Here is a 7,612-nt window from a genome sequence, read left to right as displayed (position 1 = left end):
CTACCATGTGCCGCCTGACCTGCCGGTCCCGGCGACACGTAGAAGACTACCAGAGTCGTACGGTGCTTATTACCCGTCTGATCGCACGGTCGCCGGTTGCGGCACGGCGCAAGACGACGCACAATGGCACACGACGGCGCGGCACTTTCTTCGAGCGGGCGCCGCAGCTTCCGAGCCGAGAGGTCTGACGCTCGTGTCCAACGTCGTCGAATTCAACCGCGACCGCCCCCGCAAACGACGAACAAGCACCGCCAGCAGAGCCATACCGGTACCGCGCGGAGCCCACCTCGAACAGTGCCGGGAATCGTGGCTCCTGGCGCTGGAGTCGTCGAACAAGGCGGACAAAACCATCAGGTCCTACATGGACGTGGCCGCCATGTTCATCACCTACCTGAACGACAATTCCTTGCCGTGTGACGCGGAAGGCGTCCAGCCGGAGCATGTCCGCGCATTTCTCGTCTACGAGCGGCACAGGACGTCGCCGGCGTCGGCCGACGTGTGCTTCCGCAACCTGCGGGTGTGGTGGAACTGGCTGTGCTCGCCGGAGATCGCCGAGCGCACCGCGCCGTCGCCGGTGCTCAAAGCCGACCGGCCGCAGGTGCCGGCCAAGGTGCGCGCCTACATCACCGAGGCCGAGCAGCGGCGCCTCCTCGCCACCGCCGCCTCCAACTCGTTCGAGGACCGCCGCGACAAGGCGTTGATGACGATCCTGTACGACGCCGGCCCCCGCGCGTCCGGGCTGATGAACGTCCGCTACACGCCGCACCAGCCCGACAGCCACGACGTCGACCTGAAGGGCCGGCGGCTGCGCATCACCCTGAAGGGCGGCGATGAGCACTGGCTGCCGCTCGGCCGGGCCGCCGCCCAAGCCGTCGACCGCTACCTGCGGGCCAGGAGCGCCCACAGCAAGGCGCAGGCGTCGCCGTGGCTCTGGTTGGGCATCCAAGGCCGCAACACCTCCCACATGAGCCCTGAGGGCCTCCGAGACATGCTGGTGCGGCGCGGCGACCTGGCCGGGATTCAGGGGAGGGTGCACCCGCACCGGTACCGGGGGACGGCCGCCCACGAACTCCTGGCGGCGGGCGCCTCCGACTCCGACGTCCAATCCATCTTGGGCTGGAAGACGCGGGAGATGGTCGACCACTACGCGGGCGATCTGGCGGCGGAGAGGGCCCGGGAGACGCACGCCAGGTTGTCGCCGGCCGATCGGCTGACGGCCGGGAAGCCATGACAGATCGGTGACGGATCCGTCATCGGCCGAATCCGCGTCCTGGCCTGCAAGGATGCACCCTTCCGGATCTCCGCTGTGACGGATGACAGGTTTTCCCGCATTAACGCCCTACGCGCGTACGCGTATAGGCGCGCGTGTGACGCGCGCCCGCACGATCAGCGGGAACGGGAGGAAACCTGTCATCCGTCATGATCTTGTGCTTTTTGGCGGCGTTTCGGCAGGTCAGACCGTCTTTCCGTGCTGTGACGGATGTGTCATGGCCGAATTGGTGGCGGGTGAGGCGGTAGAGGTTTGTTCTACTGGGTAGGAAGATTCTCACTTTTGTTCGACTCGGGCGTGACTCGCAGCGTTTGATTCGTTACGATGCGATTTCCAGGCTGGTCAAGCCTTGGGCGAGGGACCCCCGAGCACCCGCACGGCGGAAGGGATTCCTGTCCCCAAGGCAGCGGTGTCCCTTCCCGCCGTGCGGGGCCGCGCACGGGATGCGACCTCAGTGGTGTGGGGTCGACCCCGTGCCATCCCCGGCACTACCCCAAGATCCATCGGTCAAAGGGTCTACCGGGACGGCCAGGCTTCACTTACCTGCAACCGGATAAAAGCCGCCCGAAAAAACCGGCCATTCCCGGCATATCGGATCATGCGTATCGGTTGCAATGCCGTCTACATGAACGATCCTCGCATGTCAAGACGGCCTTTCTCTGCACCGTTGCATCTTCAATTTCGAACAGACCGGCCGTAAAGTGGCGGAGCCGCTGCCTTGGGAACACGGCAAACCGGCTCCATCAGCGTCGATGGGGCCGATGGGGGAAGGACAGTAGGAGTTGGCCCGACGACACACCCTCCCGGCCGCGATCGCCGGCACCGCCCTCCTGTGGGCGGCAACGTTCGCACTCAGCATCACGGAGTACGGCTCCGACCGGCTACACATGACGCTCCTCACCGGGAGCCTCGCAGCCGTCCTCGCCACGCTCGGCTACGCCTACATCGACGCGCGGATCCGCGTCATCTCGGGAGGGCTGGCCAGCATCGACGCCCGCATGTGCGGAATCTCCAGCGAGCTGGGCAACATCGACGCACGGATCACCGAAGTGTCCGGCGATCTGAACGACGCGGTCGCGCAGGCCGCCGACGAGCTGCACACCGCGGTCGAAGAGCAGGGCAAGGTTCTGCGCGACGATCGGATAGCGGCGGTGCGCACGCTCACCGTCCACCTGCCCAAGCCGCCGCCCTCCGACCGGGGGCGCGACAACCAGGTTGCGTGACCGGCTTGACGGTGCGGGCCGCCGATCTTCCCCAACGACCACCGTCGAAGCCGTGTAGGTGACGCCGGGAAGGCCCTAGCGGGTCTTCCCGGCGTCACCGTTCTCGGTGAGCCGGAGTTCTTCGGGTTCGGCCAGGCCGACGATGACGAGAGCGTCCCCGAGAGTCTTCCCAGCCTCGCCGGCGGCCTTGCGCAGCACCTGGATCTGGCGTTCGGCTTCCTCGCGCCGGTAGTCCTTCACCTGCAGCAGGATCCGGCCTTTCGGCCCTTGCACGATCAGGTCCGCTCCCGAATCGGCGGGCGGGCTGTCGTCGAGGGTTTGGCCGATGAGGCGTAGCGCGTCCGTGTAGGCCATGCCGATCCGGTCGGCGATCTTTCGGACGGTCCTTGTGATGGGCGGATTCTCTTGGGTGGTGAGCCGGTCATACGATTTGCGGCCGATGCCGATCTGGGCGATCCACTCGAACTTTTGGACGCCTTCTTCGGCGCGTTTGCGCTCGGCTGCCCGCCAGAGGGGCAGGCCCGGCGGCTCGACGCGTCGCTCCCGCTCCTGGTCCGTCATGCGCCGTATTGAATCACAGTGAGTCATAACCGGCCTAGTTAGGGGTTGTAAAGACTCACCAGTCCGCCACGGAAACTTGTGCGCCGTCTTGCGCCGTCAAAAGTCTCTATGTATCGTCTTGCGTCGTAAGGGTTTGAACCGTTGCGATCCGAGGTTCCATGCTGACGATCCCCGAAGTGTGCAAACGGCTCCGCTTGAGCCGCTCCACCGTCCTGCGCAAACTGCACGCCGGCGAGCTGGCCGGCGCCGAGAAGCGGCACGACTGCGGCGCCCTCTGCCAGGAGCCGAACACGTGCAAGCACGGCACCTGGCGCATCCCCGAAACCGCCATAGCGGTCTTCGCGCCCCCCGAGACGGGGCGTTGATGGCCGCCAAGGATCCGGACCGGCGCCGCCGGAACGCCGTCGACGCTGTCCGCGCGTCGTGGATTTACACGACGGACCGGACGGCCCGCACCGCCCCCGCCACCCAGGCGTCGCCGGTCCACATCGACTACTGGATCAACCGGCTCGGGTCGGAGCGCGACTACAAGACGGAAGCCGACCTGATGGCGGCGGCCGAGACCGCCCTGTCGCTCGAAATGCAGCGGCGGGGCCGGGCCGGCGCCGAAACCCGCCGCCGCAACAAAGCGGCCAAGCAGCAGGAGGCGGCCCGGCTGGCCGCATCCGCATAACCGAACCGTGAAGGGAGGAACCCCATGTCCGAGACCACCACCCAGGAGAAGCTGTACACCCGGCAGGAGGCCGCCGACTTTCTGCAAGTGCACTTCCAGACCGTCACCCGCTGGGCGAACGAGGGCAAGCTCAACCCGATCCGCGTCGACGGCGGCCACCGCCGCTACAAGGAGTCGGAGCTGAAGGCCGTCATGGCCGGAGAGGCGGCCGGCAGATGACGTTCGACGAACTACGTCCCGGCCAGCTGGCCCGCATCTCCGACTTGCACGAGCGGCTCGGCGACCCGCCGCCGCCGGTCGTCCGCATCGAACTGCACCCGTGCCCGTGCTCGGCCAGCGACTGCGACTGCTGGATCGCGTTCGGCCGCGACATCGAGACCGGCCGCCTCAACCCGTACCACCGGCGGCCCAACTTCGCCGTCACCGTCATCACCCCCGCCCACACACCCCCGAAGGAGGCAGCGTGATCCGCAGCATCCACATCGCCGCCATCCGAGAGCTGGTCGAGCAGACGGAACGAGACCTGGCCGGCTACCGGTATCTGCTCGGGGTTGCCGAGCAGGCGGAGCGGGCCGGCACCGTCATCCCCGACCCCTTGACGCCCGCCGAGCACCAGCCGTGGACCGGCCTCGCCGCCGGCTGGCGCCTGCCCGACGTGGCGGGCGGCGGGCAGGCGGCGCGCGGCGCCGACCCGTACCCGGCCAGCAACGGCACGCCGGTGTTCGACGGGACGCTGCCGCCGAAGCAGGAGTCCGCGCTCGGCACCATCGCTTCCGAGCACGACGCGTACGCCCAGTCTCCGAAGGGCCAGGACGAGCAGCGCAAGTGGGAGGGGCCGTGAACGCGGCCGCCCCGCAGCAGACGTCCGAGCTGATCAGCGCCGAAGAGTTCAACGCCCTCATGGACAAGGTGTTGAAGCACGACACGTACTGCCCGTGTCGGTACTGCCGCCGCATGGACGCGCTCATGACCGCCATGTGCAACGAGGCGTTCTGCCGCAAGGAGGCGCTGCCGGGCCGGTGGGGCTGCGACGATCACCCACACCACGGGCCTGCGGCCGCCAGCGCCAAGCCCGGCGACGGAAGCGAGGCGCCGTGAACGCCCCGACGTTCTTCGCGCTCGCCGTCGGCGCCCTCGCGTGCGTGCTCGCCGACCACGCCCTCAGGCGGCGCCGCTGGCTGGAGGCCGGCATCTCCTTCGGCGCCATCACGGTGTGCGCCCTGCTCGCCGTCGCCACCAGCCAGCCGGAGGTGCCCCTCTGGCTGCTGATCCTCGCCGTCTGGGTCGTCGTGGTGCTGGTCGGCCTGGCCGGCTGGTCGCTCATCCGCGCCCGCGAGAAGCGGGCCACCGGCGAGGAGACGCGGTGATGGCGCGGCCGAAGGACATCGGCACCGCCGCGGAGACCGCCGTCGTCCGCGCCCTCCGCCGGCTCGGCTTCCCGCACGCTGAACGCCGCGCCCTCGCCGGCGCTCAGGACCTCGGAGACGTGACCGGCACGCCGGGCGTGGTGTGGGAGGTGAAGGGCGGCCAGCAGACGAAGCACCCGCGCCCGTCCGACCTCACCATCGTCCAGTGGATGCTGGAGACGGAGATCGAGCGCGGCCACGCCCGCGCCGACATCGGCGTGCTGGTGGTCCAGCGGCACGGCGTCGGCCCGGCCAACGCGCACCTGTGGTGGGCGTATCTGCAGGCCGACGACTGGATTTCCGGCTACGGAGTCAACATCCCGATCCGGCTCCTCCTCGCCGACGCTTGCACCCTGCTGCGGGTTGCCGGGTACGGCCAACCCCTCCCGAAGGAGGCGGCGTGAAGCAGTCGCCGATCTCCGAGTGGATCCGCCCGTGGTTCCCGGCCGGGCTGGAAGGCCACGTCCGCGCCGACTGCCCCGACCTGTTGAAGTGGGTGCCGGAGCCGGTGGAAGGCCCCGGGCTGGCTGGACGTGCGGCAGGGCGTCGTGTGCAGGACGTGCACCCCGTCGTGGAACGCCGAGTGCGGCAGTTGCAACAGCAGCCTCGCCAGCGACCCCAGCTTCGAGGACGACTTCCCGTTCAACGAGTCGGACGCGAAGGCGTGGCTGCGGAACCACCAGTGCTTCCCCGCCATCCGCATCATCCCCCCGCCCCGCCCGGAACCCGCCCAGGTCCTGGCAGGCCAAACCATGCTTCCCGAGCTCGAAGGAGCACTCTCATGAAGTTCACGATCATGGCGGGGGAGTTGGCCGACGCGGTCGGCTACGCCGCCCACGCCCTCCCCAAGCGCCCGTCCGTGCCAGTCCTGGCCGGGATCCTGCTCGAAGCCGGCCAGGTCGGCGAGTGGGAGGGCATCCAGGTGTCCGCGTTCGACTACGACACCTCCCGGCAGGCCGAAATCGAGGTGGACGCCGCCATCGACCCCGGCAAGGTGCTCGTTCCTGGCAGGCTCCTCGCCGACATCGTCAAGGTGTTCCCGAAGGGCGAGCTGGTCGACGTGGCCGCCGACGACCGTGAGGTGACGATCCGGTGCGGGAAGGCCGAGTACGTGATCCCGCTCATGCCCGTCGAGGATTTCCCGAGCCTGCCGTCGGCGCCGGCCGCGATCGGGTCCGTCGACACAAGCAAGTTCGCGGCCGCGGTCGCCCAGGCCGCGTCCGCGGCAGGGAAGGACGAGACGCTGCCCCAGCTGACCGGGCTGCGGTTCGAGGTCGGCGACGGCCTGGTCGACCTGGCGGCCACCGACCGGTACCGGATGACGTGGCGCACCCTGGAATGGACGGCCACCGTCGACGCCCCCGCCGAACTGACCGCGGTCATCCCGGCCCGCGCCGTCCACGATGTCGCCCGCGGCCTGCCCGGCGGCACCTCGGTCGAGGTCGGCCTGGCCGCCGACAAGGGACTCGTGGCGTTCACGTGCGGCGGCCGGCGGACGACGGTGCGGCTCCTCGACAACGAGTTCCCGCCCTTCCGCTCCCACTTCGACAAGCAGGCCGAGGCGAAGACCCGCATCACGGCGACGTTCGACGCCGCCGCCCTGGCCAAGGTGGTGAAGCGAGTCTCCCTGGTCGCCAGGTCGGCCACGCCGGTACGGCTCGCCTTCACCGCCGACGGGGTTCTCGTCGAGGCCGGCGGCGGCGAGGACGGCCGCGGAACCGAGCAGGCCGACTGCCAGCTCGACGGCGACCCGATCACGATCGCGTTCGACCCGGCCCGGCTCGCCCCGGCGCTCGCCACCTTCACCGGCCCCGTCGAACTGCACATGACCACTTCGGTCAGGCCCGCCGTCCTGCAGCACGCTGGCGACACCACCTACCGGCACCTGATCATGCCCATCCGGCAGGACGCGTGACCGGCCAGCACACCGCCGGGGCGTCGATCACCGTCACCTTGCGGGACGGATCCCAGGTGACCACCAGCACGTGGAACGCGTGCGTCGGCGTCGGCCGATTCGTCACCGATCTTCTCGGCCCGCCGGCCGCCACCCACACCACCACCATCGAGGAGGAAGAGCCGTGTTCGACTGGTTGAAGAAGCGCCGAGACCTGATCGGCGAGCTGGAGGAGACGCGCGGGCAGGCCGCCGACGCGGTGCGCCTCCTGGCCGACACGGTCGCCGAACGGGACAGGGCGGAGGCCGCCCTCGTGGGCGAGCAGGCCGCGCACAAGGCCACGCAGCGGCTGCTGGAGGCGTTCGAGGCGGACACGTTCGCGGACCCGTTCGACGCGGCGATGCCGCGGACGATGGCGGAGGAGTTGGCCGCGATGCGGAAGCACGTCACCGCGCTGGAGGAGCAGCTGCACCGGCTGCAGCAGGCGAACATGGCGTTCGACCGCCGGTAGCAGCCCCCGGGGCGGCGCGGTGGAAGACGGCGCACCACACCCGCCCATGTACCGTCTTGCGTCGTCATGCACCG

At 69.3% G+C, this 7,612-nt stretch carries 15 protein-coding genes; 14 read left to right on the top strand and 1 reads right to left on the bottom strand.

Annotation, left to right across the window (positions count from 1 at the left end; all coding sequences use genetic code 11):
* Nucleotides 1-361: 361 nt before the first annotated feature.
* Together FXF51_RS56975 and FXF51_RS56970 are read left to right on the top strand one after the other, a co-directional pair.
* Nucleotides 362-1,231: a tyrosine-type recombinase/integrase gene (locus tag FXF51_RS56975; protein ID WP_411268440.1), complete on the top strand. Its 870-nt coding sequence runs from the start codon at nucleotides 362-364 to the stop codon at nucleotides 1,229-1,231.
* 821 nt (nucleotides 1,232-2,052) lie between these two features.
* On the top strand, nucleotides 2,053-2,493 hold the full coding sequence (locus tag FXF51_RS56970; RefSeq protein ID WP_148443241.1) for a hypothetical protein: 441 nt from the start codon (nucleotides 2,053-2,055) through the stop codon (nucleotides 2,491-2,493).
* 75 nt (nucleotides 2,494-2,568) lie between these two features.
* Here the strand turns inward: FXF51_RS56970 and FXF51_RS56965 are convergent, their stop codons facing one another.
* On the bottom strand, nucleotides 2,569-3,054 hold the full coding sequence (locus FXF51_RS56965; protein WP_148443240.1) for a hypothetical protein: 486 nt from the start codon (nucleotides 3,052-3,054) through the stop codon (nucleotides 2,569-2,571).
* Nucleotides 3,055-3,212: 158 nt separating this feature from the next.
* Here FXF51_RS56965 and FXF51_RS56960 point away from each other — a divergent pair, with 158 nt between their 5' ends.
* From FXF51_RS56960 to FXF51_RS56905, 12 genes are all read left to right on the top strand, one after another.
* On the top strand, nucleotides 3,213-3,419 hold the full coding sequence (locus tag FXF51_RS56960) for a helix-turn-helix domain-containing protein (protein ID WP_148443239.1): 207 nt from the start codon (nucleotides 3,213-3,215) through the stop codon (nucleotides 3,417-3,419).
* Nucleotides 3,419-3,727, top strand: a complete 309-nt coding sequence (locus FXF51_RS56955; RefSeq protein ID WP_148443238.1) for a hypothetical protein — start codon at nucleotides 3,419-3,421, stop codon at nucleotides 3,725-3,727. The genes FXF51_RS56960 and FXF51_RS56955 overlap by 1 nt, the downstream gene beginning before the upstream one ends.
* Nucleotides 3,728-3,751: 24 nt before the next feature.
* Nucleotides 3,752-3,946 (top strand): helix-turn-helix domain-containing protein, encoded by a 195-nt coding sequence (locus FXF51_RS56950; RefSeq protein ID WP_148443237.1) that lies wholly within the window; start codon nucleotides 3,752-3,754, stop codon nucleotides 3,944-3,946.
* The gene (locus FXF51_RS56945) at nucleotides 3,943-4,194 is read left to right on the top strand and encodes a hypothetical protein (protein ID WP_148443236.1); all 252 of its coding nucleotides are present in this window, start codon (nucleotides 3,943-3,945) and stop codon (nucleotides 4,192-4,194) included. The genes FXF51_RS56950 and FXF51_RS56945 overlap by 4 nt, the downstream gene beginning before the upstream one ends.
* Nucleotides 4,191-4,568, top strand: coding sequence for a hypothetical protein (locus FXF51_RS56940; protein WP_148443235.1), 378 nt, complete (start codon nucleotides 4,191-4,193; stop codon nucleotides 4,566-4,568). The genes FXF51_RS56945 and FXF51_RS56940 overlap by 4 nt, the downstream gene beginning before the upstream one ends.
* Complete coding sequence (locus FXF51_RS56935) at nucleotides 4,565-4,825, top strand: hypothetical protein (RefSeq protein WP_148443234.1); 261 nt, start codon at nucleotides 4,565-4,567, stop codon at nucleotides 4,823-4,825. Before FXF51_RS56940 ends, FXF51_RS56935 begins: the two co-directional genes overlap by 4 nt.
* Nucleotides 4,822-5,094, top strand: coding sequence for a hypothetical protein (locus FXF51_RS56930; RefSeq protein ID WP_148443233.1), 273 nt, complete (start codon nucleotides 4,822-4,824; stop codon nucleotides 5,092-5,094). The genes FXF51_RS56935 and FXF51_RS56930 overlap by 4 nt, the downstream gene beginning before the upstream one ends.
* Complete coding sequence (locus FXF51_RS56925; protein ID WP_148443232.1) at nucleotides 5,094-5,537, top strand: hypothetical protein; 444 nt, start codon at nucleotides 5,094-5,096, stop codon at nucleotides 5,535-5,537. The genes FXF51_RS56930 and FXF51_RS56925 overlap by 1 nt, the downstream gene beginning before the upstream one ends.
* A gap of 129 nt (nucleotides 5,538-5,666) precedes the next feature.
* Entirely contained in the window at nucleotides 5,667-5,918 is a 252-nt protein-coding gene (locus FXF51_RS56920) for a hypothetical protein (protein WP_148443231.1), read from the top strand.
* Nucleotides 5,915-7,048 carry a DNA polymerase III subunit beta gene (dnaN, locus tag FXF51_RS56915; RefSeq protein ID WP_148443230.1) on the top strand — a complete coding sequence of 378 codons (1,134 nt, stop codon included), beginning with the start codon at nucleotides 5,915-5,917 and terminating at the stop codon, nucleotides 7,046-7,048. The genes FXF51_RS56920 and dnaN overlap by 4 nt, the downstream gene beginning before the upstream one ends.
* Nucleotides 7,045-7,227, top strand: coding sequence for a hypothetical protein (locus FXF51_RS56910; RefSeq protein ID WP_148443229.1), 183 nt, complete (start codon nucleotides 7,045-7,047; stop codon nucleotides 7,225-7,227). Before dnaN ends, FXF51_RS56910 begins: the two co-directional genes overlap by 4 nt.
* Nucleotides 7,212-7,538: a hypothetical protein gene (locus FXF51_RS56905; protein ID WP_148443228.1), complete on the top strand. Its 327-nt coding sequence runs from the start codon at nucleotides 7,212-7,214 to the stop codon at nucleotides 7,536-7,538. Before FXF51_RS56910 ends, FXF51_RS56905 begins: the two co-directional genes overlap by 16 nt.
* Nucleotides 7,539-7,612: the final 74 nt, after the last annotated feature.

This window comes from Nonomuraea sp. PA05, from assembly GCF_008086045.1.
In the GTDB taxonomy this organism is placed as follows: Bacteria; Actinomycetota; Actinomycetes; order Streptosporangiales; family Streptosporangiaceae; genus Nonomuraea; species Nonomuraea monospora.
The sequence above is the reverse complement of the archived record's forward strand: the minus strand, read 5'-3'. Positions and strand labels throughout refer to the sequence as shown.

Bases quoted from the DNA above. Each gene is read 5' to 3' on its own strand.
- FXF51_RS56975 (WP_411268440.1), top strand. From the start codon at position 362: ATGGACGTGGCCGCCATGTTCATCACCTACCTGAACGACAATTCCTTG.
- dnaN (WP_148443230.1), top strand. From the start codon at position 5,915: ATGAAGTTCACGATCATGGCGGGGGAGTTGGCCGACGCGGTCGGCTAC.
- FXF51_RS56965 (WP_148443240.1), bottom strand. From the start codon at position 3,054: ATGACGGACCAGGAGCGGGAGCGACGCGTCGAGCCGCCGGGCCTGCCC.
- FXF51_RS56950 (WP_148443237.1), top strand. From the start codon at position 3,752: ATGTCCGAGACCACCACCCAGGAGAAGCTGTACACCCGGCAGGAGGCC.
- FXF51_RS56925 (WP_148443232.1), top strand. From the start codon at position 5,094: ATGGCGCGGCCGAAGGACATCGGCACCGCCGCGGAGACCGCCGTCGTC.
- FXF51_RS56945 (WP_148443236.1), top strand. From the start codon at position 3,943: ATGACGTTCGACGAACTACGTCCCGGCCAGCTGGCCCGCATCTCCGAC.
- FXF51_RS56955 (WP_148443238.1), top strand. From the start codon at position 3,419: ATGGCCGCCAAGGATCCGGACCGGCGCCGCCGGAACGCCGTCGACGCT.
- FXF51_RS56960 (WP_148443239.1), top strand. From the start codon at position 3,213: ATGCTGACGATCCCCGAAGTGTGCAAACGGCTCCGCTTGAGCCGCTCC.